This window comes from Kushneria aurantia DSM 21353 (genome assembly GCF_000382245.1).
GTDB lineage: Bacteria > Pseudomonadota > Gammaproteobacteria > Pseudomonadales > Halomonadaceae > Kushneria > Kushneria aurantia.
On record NZ_KB907866.1, the window covers coordinates 132,398 to 144,791 of the forward strand.

General features: G+C 60.2%; 10 protein-coding genes. 9 read left to right on the top strand and 1 reads right to left on the bottom strand.

Features of this window, described 5'->3' with window-relative positions; all coding sequences use genetic code 11:
* Positions 1-194 precede the first annotated feature (194 nt).
* From sdhC to sucD, 9 genes are all read left to right on the top strand, one after another.
* On the top strand, positions 195-593 hold the full coding sequence (sdhC, locus tag H146_RS0105625; protein WP_156826710.1) for a succinate dehydrogenase, cytochrome b556 subunit: 399 nt from the start codon (positions 195-197) through the stop codon (positions 591-593).
* Positions 587-934: a succinate dehydrogenase, hydrophobic membrane anchor protein gene (sdhD, locus tag H146_RS0105630; protein ID WP_019950888.1), complete on the top strand. Its 348-nt coding sequence runs from the start codon at positions 587-589 to the stop codon at positions 932-934. Before sdhC ends, sdhD begins: the two co-directional genes overlap by 7 nt.
* Position 935: 1 nt before the next feature.
* The gene (gene sdhA, locus H146_RS0105635) at positions 936-2,708 is read left to right on the top strand and encodes a succinate dehydrogenase flavoprotein subunit (protein WP_019950889.1); all 1,773 of its coding nucleotides are present in this window, start codon (positions 936-938) and stop codon (positions 2,706-2,708) included.
* Positions 2,709-2,724: 16 nt separating this feature from the next.
* On the top strand, positions 2,725-3,435 hold the full coding sequence (locus tag H146_RS0105640) for a succinate dehydrogenase iron-sulfur subunit (RefSeq protein ID WP_026351775.1): 711 nt from the start codon (positions 2,725-2,727) through the stop codon (positions 3,433-3,435).
* A gap of 366 nt (positions 3,436-3,801) precedes the next feature.
* Positions 3,802-6,639: a 2-oxoglutarate dehydrogenase E1 component gene (locus H146_RS0105645; RefSeq protein WP_026351776.1), complete on the top strand. Its 2,838-nt coding sequence runs from the start codon at positions 3,802-3,804 to the stop codon at positions 6,637-6,639.
* Positions 6,640-6,746: 107 nt separating this feature from the next.
* On the top strand, positions 6,747-8,387 hold the full coding sequence (gene odhB, locus H146_RS0105650) for a 2-oxoglutarate dehydrogenase complex dihydrolipoyllysine-residue succinyltransferase (protein ID WP_019950892.1): 1,641 nt from the start codon (positions 6,747-6,749) through the stop codon (positions 8,385-8,387).
* 92 nt (positions 8,388-8,479) lie between these two features.
* On the top strand, positions 8,480-9,916 hold the full coding sequence (gene lpdA / locus H146_RS0105655; RefSeq protein ID WP_019950893.1) for a dihydrolipoyl dehydrogenase: 1,437 nt from the start codon (positions 8,480-8,482) through the stop codon (positions 9,914-9,916).
* A 145-nt stretch (positions 9,917-10,061) separates the two neighbouring features.
* The gene (gene sucC / locus H146_RS0105660; RefSeq protein ID WP_019950894.1) at positions 10,062-11,228 is read left to right on the top strand and encodes an ADP-forming succinate--CoA ligase subunit beta; all 1,167 of its coding nucleotides are present in this window, start codon (positions 10,062-10,064) and stop codon (positions 11,226-11,228) included.
* Complete coding sequence (gene sucD / locus H146_RS0105665) at positions 11,228-12,100, top strand: succinate--CoA ligase subunit alpha (RefSeq protein ID WP_019950895.1); 873 nt, start codon at positions 11,228-11,230, stop codon at positions 12,098-12,100. Before sucC ends, sucD begins: the two co-directional genes overlap by 1 nt.
* Positions 12,101-12,183: 83 nt before the next feature.
* On the opposite strand, the gene H146_RS20590 is transcribed toward sucD, so the two are convergent.
* On the bottom strand, positions 12,184-12,375 hold the full coding sequence (locus tag H146_RS20590; RefSeq protein ID WP_083920787.1) for a DUF1289 domain-containing protein: 192 nt from the start codon (positions 12,373-12,375) through the stop codon (positions 12,184-12,186).
* Positions 12,376-12,394: the final 19 nt, after the last annotated feature.

The window sequence follows — 12,394 nt, forward strand, 5'->3', positions numbered from 1 at the left end:
CTTGCGTTCAGGCTACAGCGATTGTTATGACGTGTGTCAATTTGTCATACCGATGCCTGAGGCCTATAATAATCAGCCGTGTAAAGGGCATTTGCGCCTGTTGTGGCGACCTGACCTGATGCCCGAGCAAGGATAGTCAAATTACCAGCCATAAAAGCCCGTGGTTGAATCCGCGGTTCGGGAGAAAAAGCGCTGTGAAAACCCAACGACCCGTGTCGAGCGATAAACGACCGGTCAACCTTGACCTGTCGAGCATTCACTTTCCCCTTCCTGCCCTTATCTCCATATCCCATCGTGTTTCCGGTGTTCTTCTGTTTATCGGCCTGATCTTCATGATGTGGGCGCTGCAGGCTTCGCTGGCCTCGCCCGCCGGCTTCCAGATCGTCAGCGATACGCTGGCCCATAATTTTTTCGCCAGGCTGGTGATGTGGGGTCTGCTGTCAGCGCTGGGTTTTCACTTCGTAGCCGGCATACGTCATCTGGTCATGGACATAGGCTATGGCGAAACGCTTGAAGGTGGTCAGCAAGGGGCCCGGCTCACGGTTATCTTCAGCATTGTGTTAATGATTCTGGCAGGAGTCTGGGTATGGTAAGCAGCATCTTCAATCCTGGCCGCAACGGCGTTTCGGACTGGCTGATCCAGCGCGTTTCAGCGGTAGTGCTGGGTCTCTATACGCTTTTTCTGCTGGCATGGTTTCTATTCAACCCGTCGCCTGACTACTACGCGTGGGCAGGTCTTTTCGGCAGCTTCTGGATGAAGGCTTTCACGCTGCTGGCGCTGCTGTCGATTGCCGCCCACGCCTGGGTGGGGCTGTGGACCGTGGCCACCGATTACATCAAGCCTGCCGCCGTGCGTAACGGCTTCGTCATGTTCATAATCCTGGCCCTATTTGTCTTTGTCGTCTGGGGTGTTCAGGTGATTTGGGGAGTTTGAAATGACACAGATGCGTACCCTGACCTTTGACGCCATCATTATTGGCGGTGGCGGCTCCGGTCTTCGTGCAGCGCTTCAGTTGGCGCAGTCGGGCCGTCAGACCGCGGTGCTCTCGAAGGTCTTTCCCACCCGTTCTCATACCGTTTCGGCCCAGGGGGGTATTACCTGCGCCATCGGCAGCGCCGATCCCGGTGACGACTGGCGCTGGCATATGTACGACACCGTCAAGGGGTCGGACTATATCGGTGATCAGGACGCCATCGAGTACATGTGCAGCGAAGGGCCCAAGGCGGTGTTCGAGCTGGAGCACATGGGGCTTCCCTTTTCGCGTTTCGATAACGGCCGCATTTATCAGCGTCCCTTTGGCGGTCAGTCCAGGGAGTATGGCAAGGGCGGTCAGGCGGCGCGTACCTGTGCCGCGGCTGACCGCACCGGTCACGCCCTTTTGCATACCCTTTATCAGAACAACCTGAAAAACAATACGGTTTTTCTCAACGAGTGGTATGCCGCCGATCTGGTGCGTAACGCCAATAATGACGTCGTGGGTGTCATCGCCATCTGCATGGAGACCGGTGAGACCGTTCTGATCAAGTCCAAGGCGACGGTGCTGGCGACTGGTGGTGCCGGGCGTATCTACGCCTCCACTACCAATGCTCTGATCAATACCGGCGACGGTATCGGTATGGCGCTGCGCGCTGGTTTTCCCATGCAGGACATGGAGATGTGGCAGTTCCACCCTACCGGTATCTACGGTGCCGGCACTCTGGTAACCGAAGGGTGTCGCGGCGAGGGCGGCTATCTGATCAACAAGGACGGCGAGCGGTTCATGGAGCGCTACGCGCCCAACGCCAAGGACCTTGCCGGTCGCGATGTGGTGGCCCGCTCGATGGTGCTGGAGGTGCTGGAAGGTCGTGGCTGCGGCGAAAATGGCGATCACGTCAAGCTCAAGCTTGACCATCTCGGCGAGGATGTCCTGATGAAACGTCTACCGGGCATCGTCGAGCTGTCGCGCACTTTTGCGCATGTCGATCCGGTCAAGGAGCCGATCCCGGTGGTGCCGACCTGTCACTACATGATGGGGGGCATTCCCACCAACGTGAACGGCCAGGCGCTGACGATCGATGCCGACGGCAACGACAAGGTGATCAACGGCCTGTTCGCCTGCGGCGAGGTGGCCTGCGTTTCGGTGCACGGCAGTAACCGTCTGGGCGGTAACTCGCTGCTCGACCTGGTGGTATTTGGCCGTGCCGCCGGCATGCACATCGAAGAGACCCTCAACCAGGGCGTCGAAGCCATGGAGGCGACCCAGTCCGATATCGATAGCGCCCTGGCGCGACTCAATCGCTGGAATGAATCCGGCGACGGCGAAACCGTGCCCGAGCTCAAGCGTGAGCTACAGACCATCATGCAGAACAACTTCGGGGTGTTCCGTACTGAAGAGCACATGCAGGACGGGGTCGAGAAGCTCAAGGATCTGCGTGAGCGTATCGCCAACGCCTGGCTGCCCGACAAGTCGGATATGTTCAACACGGCGCGCATCGAGGCGCTGGAGCTGGACAATCTGATGGAGGTGGCCGAGTCCACTGCCATTTCGGCGCTGGAGCGGCGCGAAAGTCGTGGCGCTCACTCGCGCGAGGATTATCCCGACCGTGATGATGACAACTGGTTGAAGCACTCGATCTACTATCCGGTCGAGAAAAAGCTGGGCAAGCGTGACGTCAACTTCACGCCACGCACCGTTGATACCTTTGAGCCCAAAGTGCGCACCTATTGATGAGGGGATGACCCACATGTCCAAACTGCAGGTCTCCGTCTATCGCTATAACCCGGAATCCGATGATGCCCCCTGGATGCAGGATTTCGAGATCGATACCCAGGGCCGCGATCTGATGGTTCTCAACGTACTCCAGATGATCAAGGAGCAGGACAGCTCACTGGTGTATCGCGCCAGCTGTCGTGAAGGGGTATGCGGCTCCGACGGCATGAACATGAACGGCCGCAACGGCCTGTCCTGTGTCACGCCGCTGTCGCAGGTGGTGAAAAACGATCGGCTTGTGCTGCGGCCGCTGCCCGGCCTGCCGGTCATTCGCGATCTGATTATCGATATGTCGCTGTTCTACAAGCAGTACGAGCGGATCCATCCGTATCTGCAAAACGACGAACGGCCGCCGTCCACCGAACGTCTGCAGTCGCCGGAAGATCGCGACAAGCTCGACGGCCTTTACGAATGTATTCTGTGTGCCTGCTGCTCGACCTCCTGCCCGTCGTTCTGGTGGAATCCTGACAAGTTCGTCGGGCCGGCCGGTCTGCTTCAGGCCTATCGTTTTCTGGCCGATTCTCGCGATACACACACCCGCGAGCGACTGGCCGAGCTTGACGATCCCTTCAGCGTGTTCCGCTGCCGCGGCATCATGAACTGTGTCAATGTTTGCCCCAAGGGTCTCAATCCGACCCGGGCAATCGGCAAGATCCGTGAAATGCTGGTCAGCCACACCGCCTGATATGAGCCTCGGACGGTGCATTGTCGGAAACCGATGGGCTGCCGCCGGCAGTCCATCGGACGGTGTGGTCGCGTGCTGTCCACCCCGGTATCGGGCGCAGCATCGCGCCCGATACCGGGGTGCGCCGTCGTGCAGAAAAGCTCAGCAGCTCTTTTCACTGCGGCACGCGGTAGTGCTTAATCTGGCGCGAACGGCTTGTTATCATTGACACTCAGGCGTCGCTTGACGGGGAGCGGTGTTGGCCGACGCCAGCAGGTCGTTGCCAAATGGGCAAAGTACCGGGTGTCGCGCTATCGATGATTGATATTAAGAGGTGTGTCGGGAAGACCGCCTCGGCTTCCACCCCGGGAAAAGGGTGATTAAACGATGCAAGAAGGCATTATGGAGTTGATGTGGCGTACCTCTCATATGAGCGGGGGTAACGCCCACTACGTTGAAGACCTCTACGAACAGTATCTCGCCGATCCCGGCGCTGTTCCGGACGAATGGCGACAGTATTTCGACAGCCTGCCCGGTTATGAAGGCGGCCCGTCCCGCGATACGCCCCTCGCTCCTGTCCGCGACCGTTTCTACGAAATTTCCCGTGATCAGCGCCGTGCCGCGCCTGCTGCCGAAGGTGGCGAGAGCGATGTCAGCCGCAAGCAGGTTCGCGTCCTGCAGCTGATCAACGCCTATCGCTTTCGCGGCCATCAGCGAGCCGATATCGATCCGCTGGGCCTGCGGGTTTCGGAGTCGGTGCCCGATCTGGAGCTCTCCTTTCATCAGCTCTCCGACGCCGACATGGATACCGAGTTCCAGACCGGCTCGCTGTTTATCGGTAAGGATAGTGCGCCGTTGAAGGAGATCATCCAGGCGTTGGAGCAGACCTACTGCCGCACCGTTGGCTGCGAGTTCATGCATATCGTCAACACCGAGGAGAAGCGCTGGATTCAGCAGCGCTTCGAATCGGTGCGATCGAGACCCGACTATTCGCCGGACGTGCGCAAGCATGTGCTGGAGCGGCTGACCGCTGCCGAGGGGCTGGAAAACTATCTTGCCAGCAAGTACCCCGGTACCAAGCGTTTCGGTCTCGAGGGCGGTGAGACCTTCATCCCCATGATCGACGAGATGATCCAGCGCTCGGGCAGTTACGGCGCCCGCGAAGTGGTCATCGGCATGGCGCACCGAGGCCGCCTCAACCTGCTGGTCAATATCCTCGGCAAGAGCCCGGGCGAGCTGATCGACGAGTTCGACGGCAAGAAAATGCTGGCCCAGGGCTCCGGCGATGTGAAGTATCACCAGGGGTTCAGTTCCAACGTCATGACACCGGGCGGTGAAGTACACCTGGCGCTGGCCTTCAACCCTTCCCACCTTGAAATCGTGACACCGGTAGTGGAGGGTTCGGTACGCGCCCGCCAGGACCGACGTGAAGACAGCGAGGGGGATCAGGTGCTGCCGCTGGTGGTTCACGGCGACGCCGCCATGGCCGGCCAGGGTGTGGTCATGGAAACTTTTCAGATGTCCCAGCTGCGCGGCTACAAGACCGGCGGCACGGTGCATGTGGTGATCAATAATCAGGTCGGCTTTACCACCTCGCGTCGCGATGACGCCCGCTCTACCGAGTACTGCACCGACATCGCCAAGATGGTTCAGGCACCGATTTTTCACGTCAACGGCGACGATCCCGACGCGGTGCTGCATGCCACTCAGGTCGCAATCGACTACCGTCAGCAGTTCAAGAAGGACGTGGTCATCGACCTCATCTGTTACCGTCGCCGTGGCCACAACGAAGCCGACGAACCCTCCGGCACTCAGCCGATGATGTACCAGAAAATCAAGGGGCATGACAGTTCGCGCACGCTCTATGCGCGTCGGCTGGTCGAAGAGGGGGTGCTCGACGAGGATGACGCCAGGGCGCTGGTCGATGAGTACCGCGACGACCTCGACAGCGGCAATCATGTGGCCAATGCACTGGTGCAGGAGCCCAACAGCAACCTTTTCGTCGACTGGACGCCCTATCTTGGGCACAGCTGGAGCGGCGACGTCGACACCTCCTTCGATCTCAAGCGCATGCAGGAGCTCGCCACCAAAATGTGCGAGATCCCTGATGACGTCGACGTGCAGCGTCAGGTGTCCAGGGTCTACGAAGACCGGCGCAAGATGTTGGCCGGCAGCCTGCCGCTTAATTGGGGATTTGCCGAGACGCTGGCCTATGCCACTTTGCTCGATCAGGGGCATCCGGTGCGCCTGACCGGTCAGGATACCGGTCGTGGTACCTTCTCACACCGCCATGCGGTGGTGCACAACCAGAAAAATGGCGACACCTGGACGCCGCTTTGCCATCTGCGCCCCAATCAGCCCGGCTTCACTATCCATGACTCCTTCCTCTCCGAGGCCGGGGCGCTGGCTTTCGAATACGGCTATTCGACCACTATGCCCAATGCTCTGATCGCCTGGGAGGCGCAGTTCGGCGACTTCGTCAATGGCGCCCAGGTGGTCATCGATCAGTTCATATCCTCGGGTGAAACCAAGTGGGGCAGACTCTGCGGTCTTGCGCTGCTGCTGCCGCACGGCTATGAGGGACAGGGTCCCGAGCACTCTTCGGCTCGACTGGAGCGATTCCTGCAGCTTTCCGCCGAAAACAATATGCAGGTTTGTGTGCCGACCACGCCGGCACAAATTTTTCACCTGCTGCGCCGCCAGGTCATCCGCCCACTGCGCAAGCCGCTGGTAGTGATGTCGCCCAAGAGTCTGCTGCGCCACAAGGATGCGACTTCCTCTCTGGAAGACCTCGCCATGGGTAAATTCCAGATGGTGATTCCCGACCAGGGCAAGCTCGAGGCGGAAAATGTCAAACGTCTGATTCTCTGCGCCGGCAAGGTCTACTACGACCTGATCAGCTGGCGTGAGGAGAACGAGCGTTACGATACCGCCGTCGTTCGCATCGAACAGCTCTATCCTTTCCCCGAGGAGACGCTTTTCGAGGCGATCAGCGACTACAGCAATCTCGAGCGCGTGGTCTGGTGTCAGGAAGAGCCCAAGAATCAGGGGGCCTGGTATCAGAGCCAGCACCACATGCGCCGTGTCGTCGATCAGGTGGCGGCCGGTGTGGGCAGCGACCTCGGCTTTGCCGGTCGCCCCGAGTCGGCAGCGCCGGCAGCGGGTTATATGGCGGTGCACAGTGAGCAGCAGCGCTCGCTGGTCGAAGGCGCTTTCGAAAGTTAAGAAGGCGCTTTCGAAAGTTAAAGAGTGCATTTCCAAAGGGCGAAAGTATCGCCTGAACAAAACATCGAAGTAGCGGGCTACCGAGAAGAGGACTTGAAGGAATAACCATGGCTACAGATATCAAGGCGCCAAGCTTTCCCGAATCCGTCGCCGAAGGCACCGTGGCGACGTGGCACAAAAAGCCCGGGGATAGCGTCTCGCGCGATGAGCTGGTCGTCGAGATCGAGACCGACAAGGTGGTGCTGGAAGTCGTGGCGCCTGAAGATGGCACGATCGAAGAGATCACCGTTCAGGAAGGTGAAACCTGTGAGTCCGAGCAGGTGCTGGGCCGACTCGGCGCCGGTAGCGGTGGCGCCAGGGCTGAAAGCGACGACAGCGCCTCTAAAGAGAAAGAAACAGCATCCGATCAGAGCAGCGGCTCCGCGAAAAAGTCGGGTGGCGATGACGACAGGTCCGGTGGTGACAGTAAGCCGGCCGCTTCGGGCAAGAGTGTCGAAGTCAAGGCGCCCTCCTTTCCCGAGTCGGTTCAGGAGGGCACGGTTGCCGGCTGGAATAAAAAGGTCGGTGAGTCGGTCAAGCGTGATGAAGTACTGGCCGAAATCGAGACTGACAAGGTCGTGCTTGAAGTGGTCGCGCCCTCTGATGGTGCGCTGACCGAGATCCTTGCCGAAGAGGGCAGCTCGGTCGAGTCCGAGCAGGTGCTGGCGACGTTTGGCGAGGGGGGTGGCGATGCCGCCGGTGCTTCGGCCGAGTCGCGCGGTGACGATAGCGAGGCGTCCAGTGGCGACGCCAACGCCGAGGAAAAAGACGAGAAGGTCGGCGACAAGGTGCTGGCCCCGGCGGCGCGCAAGCTGGTGGCGGAGCATGATCTCGATGTCAATAAGATCGCCGGTACCGGCAAGGGTGGTCGCATTCTGAAAGAGGATGTCCAGAAGGCCGTCGACGCTGGCTCTGCCAAAAAGAGCGGTGGTGGCAAAAGCGCCGATTCGGCTTCCGGCAGCGTTGCTCGTCAGGCCGCTGCGCCGGCCGGCAAGGCAGTCGAAGGCGAGCGCCCGGAAGAGCGCGTGCCGATGAGCCGCCTGCGCCAGACCATTGCCAAACGCCTGGTACAGGCGCAGCAGACCGCCGCCATGTTGACCACCTACAACGAGGTGGACATGACCGCGGTGATGGCGCTGCGCAGTCAGTACAAGGATGCCTTTCAGCAGGCGCACGACGTCAAGCTCGGTTTCATGGGCTTTTTCGTCAAGGCAGCCACCGAGGCGCTCAAGCGCTTCCCGGACGTCAATGCCTCGATCGACGGCACCGATATCGTCTACCACGGCTATCAGGATATCGGTGTGGCAGTCTCCACGCCGCGCGGTCTGGTCGTGCCGGTACTGCGTGATACCGACGCCATGAAGCTGGCCGATGTCGAGAAGAACATCGGTGATTTCGGCAAGCGTGGTCGTGAGGGCAAGCTCGGCATCGACGACATGCAGGGCGGTACCTTCACTATCACCAACGGCGGTATCTTCGGCTCGCTGCTGTCGACGCCGATCCTCAATCCGCCGCAGACTGCCATTCTCGGCATGCACAAGATTCAGCAGCGGCCGATGGCGGTCAACGGTCAGGTCGAGGTGCGTCCCATGATGTATCTGGCGCTCTCCTACGACCACCGCATGATCGATGGCAAGGATGCGGTACAGTTCCTTGTTGCGATCAAGGAGCTGCTCGAGGATCCGGCTCGTTTCCTGCTGGATGTGTGACGACAGTACCTGCCGCCCGGTCTCATGCCGGGCGGCTCGTTTTGACACCGACCGTCGGCTGACGGTCGATCTGGAACCGAACAGGGATCAACATGGCTGACAAATATGATGTCATCGTCATCGGCGCCGGCCCAGGCGGCTATGTCGCGGCGATTCGCGCCGCTCAGCTGGGGCTGAAAACCGCCTGTGTCGAGAAGTGGACCAACAAGGAAGGCAAGACCGTTCACGGCGGCACCTGCCTCAACGTCGGCTGCATTCCCTCCAAGGCGCTGCTGGAGACTTCGCACAAGTTCGTCGAAGCGCGTGACGATTACGAGGAGCTGGGGATCGAGACCGGCGACGTTGCCATCGACATCGGGAAGATGATGGCGCGCAAGGACAAAACGGTCACCAACCTGACCGGCGGTATCAGTGCGTTGTTCAAGGCCAACGGCGTCACGGCGCTGAACGGCACCGGTAAACTGCTGCCGGGCAAGAAAGTCGAGGTCACCGACAGCGACGGCAACAGCGAAACCTACGAGGCCGAAAACGTGGTGCTGGCGACCGGTAGCGTGCCGGTCGAGATTCCGCCGGCGCCGCTGACCGAGGGGCTGATCGTCGACTCCTCCGGAGCGCTGGAGTTCGACGAGGTACCCAAGCGTCTGGGGGTCATTGGTGCCGGCGTCATCGGGCTCGAGCTGGGCAGCGTCTGGTGCCGCCTGGGGAGCGAGGTCACCATGCTGGAGGCGCTCGACAGCTTCCTGCCGGTGGTCGATGAACAGATCGCCAAAGAGACCAAAAAGCTGCTTGGCAAGCAGGGTCTCGATATCCGTCTCGGTGCCCGGGTGACCGGTACCGAAATCAAGGATAACGAGGTAGTGGTCAAGTACACCGACAGCAACGGTGAGCAGGAGCAGACCTTTGACAAGCTGATCGTCTGCGTCGGTCGTCGGCCCTATACCAAAAACCTGCTGGGTGACAGCACCGGCGTCGAGCTGGACGAGCGCGGCTTTATTCAGGTGGATGACACCTGTCAGACCAACGCGCCCGGCGTTTACGCCATCGGCGATGTGGTGCGCGGCCCAATGCTGGCCCACAAGGGCTCGGAAGAGGGCATGATGGTGGCCGATATCATCCACGGCGAAAAGGCCGAGATGAACTACGATGCCATCCCCAGCGTGATCTACACGGCCCCTGAAGTGGCCTGGGTGGGTCTCAGCGAGCAGCAGGCGAAGAAAGACGGTTTCGAGGTCAAAAGCGGTGTCTTCCCCTTCTCGGCCAGCGGCCGCGCGATGGCCAACAACGCCACCGAGGGGATGGCCAAGATTGTCACCGATGCCGCCACCGACCGGGTGCTGGGCGTGCATATCATCGGCCAGCATGCCGGTGAGCTGATCGCTCAGGGTGTGATCGGCATGGAGTTCGGCTCCAGCGCCGAGGATCTGGCACTGACCTGCTATGCCCATCCGACGCTTTCCGAGGCGGTACACGAGGCGGCGCTGGCGGTCGAGGGGCACGCCATTCACATGGCGAATCGCAAGAAACGTTGACCGTCATGCGGGGCGTGCCACCGCGCGCCCCCTATTGAGGTGACTGCTTCGCGGCACCGGGCGGTGCCGCGAGTGGGGTCAGGGCGCACGACAGGACATCGTGCGTGCTGTCATTCTGGTCCAATGCAACCAATGGCATGAGACGATGAATCTTCACGAGTACCAGGCAAAACAGTTATTTGCTGATTATGGCCTGCCGGTTTCGCGGGGGTATGCAGTCGATACTCCGAAGGAAGCGGCCGAGGCCTGCAAGAAAATCGGTGGCGACCGCTGGGTGGTCAAGGCTCAGGTTCACGCCGGCGGCCGCGGCAAGGCCGGCGGTGTCAAACTGGTAGAGAGCGCCGAAGAGGCGAGCGCCTTTGCCGAGCAGTGGCTGGGCAAGAAGCTGGTGACCTACCAGACGGATGCCAACGGCCAGCCGGTGACGAAGATTCTGGTCGAAAACTGTACCGATATCGCCACCGAGCTCTATCTCGGCGCCGTCGTCGATCGCGGTTCGCGCCGTATCGTCTTCATGGCCTCCACCGAAGGTGGCGTGGAGATCGAAAAGGTCGCCGAGGAGACGCCTGAAAAAATCCTCAAGGCCGAAATCGACCCGCTGGTGGGGGCGCAGCCCTATCAGGCGCGTGAGCTGGCTTTCGATCTGGGTCTCGACAAGAATCAGATCAAGCAGTTCACCAAAATCTTCCTCGGTCTGGCGCGCATGTTCGCCGAGAAAGACTTTGCTCTGCTCGAGATCAACCCGCTTGTCATCACCGGCAGTGGCGACCTGCACTGCCTCGACGCCAAGATCAATCTCGACGGCAACGCCCTCTATCGCCATCCCGATCTGGAAGCGATGCGCGATCCCAGTCAGGAGGACGAGCGCGAGGCCAACGCCCAGAAGTGGGAACTGAACTACGTGGCGCTCGACGGCAATATCGGCTGCATGGTCAACGGCGCCGGCCTTGCCATGGGAACCATGGATATCATCAAGCTTTCCGGCGGTCAGCCGGCCAACTTCCTTGACGTTGGCGGCGGCGCGACCAAAGAGCGCGTGGCGGAAGCTTTCAAGATCATCCTCTCCGATACCTCCGTAAAGGCCGTGCTGGTCAACATCTTCGGTGGCATTGTGCGCTGCGACATGATCGCCGAGGGTATTATGGGCGCCGTCGAGCAGGTGGGTGTCAACGTCCCGGTGGTCGTACGCCTCGAGGGGAACAATGCCGAGCTGGGCACGCAGAAGCTTGCCGACAGCGGCCTCAACATTATCGCAGCAACCAGCCTGACCGATGCGGCGCAGCAGGTGGTTAAAGCAGCGGAGGGCAAGTAATGAGTATCCTCATCGACAAGAACACCAAAGTGATCTGCCAGGGTTTTACCGGTGGTCAGGGCACTTTCCATTCCGAACAGGCGATCGAGTACGGCACCAATATGGTGGGTGGCGTGACGCCCGGCAAGGGCGGTCAGACGCATCTGGGTCTGCCGGTATTCAATACCGTGAGTGAAGCGGTCGAGCAGACCGGCGCCGAGGCCTCCGTGATCTACGTGCCGGCAGCCTTCTGCAAGGATTCGATCCTTGAGGCTGCCAACGCCGGTATCCAGCTGATTATCTGCATCACCGAGGGCATTCCGACCCTGGACATGCTGGATGTCAAGGTCAAGTGCGACGAACTGGGCGTACGCCTGATCGGTCCCAACTGCCCGGGCGTGATCACGCCGGGCGAGTCGAAAATCGGCATCATGCCGGGCCACATTCACAAGCCCGGCAAGGTGGGTATCGTCTCGCGTTCGGGTACGCTGACCTATGAAGCGGTCAAGCAGACGACCGACCACGGTTTCGGCCAGTCCTCCTGCGTGGGTATTGGCGGCGATCCGATTCCGGGTTCCACCTTCATCGACATCCTCGAGATGTTCGAGAAGGATCCGAAAACCGAGGCGATTGTCATGATCGGTGAGATCGGTGGTACGGCCGAAGAGGAAGCAGCGCAGTATATCAAGGCGCACGTCTCCAAGCCGGTGGTCGCCTACATCGCGGGTGTGACCGCACCTCCCGGCAAGCGCATGGGTCATGCCGGTGCCATCATCGCCGGTGGCAAGGGCACTGCCGATGACAAGTTCCAGGCGCTCGAGAGTGCTGGTGTGAAAACCGTTCGATCGCTGGCCGAGATCGGTGACAAGCTCAAGGAAGCCGCCGGCTGGTAAGCCCTGGTGCTATTGAGCGTTAAAGGAGGCCTGCGGGCCTCCTTTTTTTGTCCGGGCTGGAGGGAGAGGCGTCGAAAAAGCGATCAGGATCCCTGGCGTTTGCCTCTATTGAGCTTTTTCATACGAGCGGCGGCGTTCTGCCGTGTCGTCATTTTCTCGGGGCGTTTCATACTCTGCCATCGACGAATTTCGTCTCTGCTTCGGCCGCAACCAGTACACAGGTTGCCTTTTAACTGACATACCGAGACGCAGGGGCTCTCGATCTCCTTTGCCATGGCGACACTCCTTGACGTT

Coding starts and splice junctions, on each gene's coding strand:
- H146_RS0105640 (WP_026351775.1), top strand. CDS start 2,725: ATGTCCAAACTGCAGGTCTCCGTCTATCGCTATAACCCGGAATCCGAT.
- sucC (WP_019950894.1), top strand. CDS start 10,062: ATGAATCTTCACGAGTACCAGGCAAAACAGTTATTTGCTGATTATGGC.
- sdhA (WP_019950889.1), top strand. CDS start 936: ATGACACAGATGCGTACCCTGACCTTTGACGCCATCATTATTGGCGGT.
- odhB (WP_019950892.1), top strand. CDS start 6,747: ATGGCTACAGATATCAAGGCGCCAAGCTTTCCCGAATCCGTCGCCGAA.
- sucD (WP_019950895.1), top strand. CDS start 11,228: ATGAGTATCCTCATCGACAAGAACACCAAAGTGATCTGCCAGGGTTTT.
- sdhD (WP_019950888.1), top strand. CDS start 587: ATGGTAAGCAGCATCTTCAATCCTGGCCGCAACGGCGTTTCGGACTGG.
- H146_RS20590 (WP_083920787.1), bottom strand. CDS start 12,375: ATGGCAAAGGAGATCGAGAGCCCCTGCGTCTCGGTATGTCAGTTAAAA.
- lpdA (WP_019950893.1), top strand. CDS start 8,480: ATGGCTGACAAATATGATGTCATCGTCATCGGCGCCGGCCCAGGCGGC.
- H146_RS0105645 (WP_026351776.1), top strand. CDS start 3,802: ATGCAAGAAGGCATTATGGAGTTGATGTGGCGTACCTCTCATATGAGC.